Source organism: Pseudomonas sp. HY7a-MNA-CIBAN-0227, assembly GCF_040310325.1.
Lineage (GTDB): Bacteria > Pseudomonadota > Gammaproteobacteria > Pseudomonadales > Pseudomonadaceae > Aquipseudomonas.
In genome coordinates, this window is the sequence record NZ_JBEOPT010000262.1 from 1 (window position 1) to 253 (window position 253).

1 protein-coding gene is annotated in these 253 nt (G+C 47.4%); it reads right to left on the minus strand.

The window, feature by feature from the left end; translation table 11 throughout:
- Positions 1-253 (minus strand): peptidogalycan biosysnthesis protein (locus AAEZ06_RS27840; RefSeq protein ID WP_350617391.1); only part of this gene is annotated, 253 nt, incomplete at both ends.

The following is a 253-nucleotide window of genomic DNA, read 5'->3' on the forward strand; positions in this document are numbered from 1 at the left end:
TTTGCACAAAAATCGCTAATCGCTGGCACAAAGCGCGCATCATAAATACGGTGGATAGAGTGAGTGGTCGTTGGAATAAAACCGCGAACCAGCTTATGCTCCCCTTGCGTGCCCGGATCAAAATACCTTAAGCCTTGCTCGATAGCAAACTCAAGCCCTTGATAATAACAAAGCTCAAAGTGCAAGCTATCATACTCACCGAGCGCGCCCCAATAGCGGCCGTACAAGGTAGCATTATCATCAACATTATCGC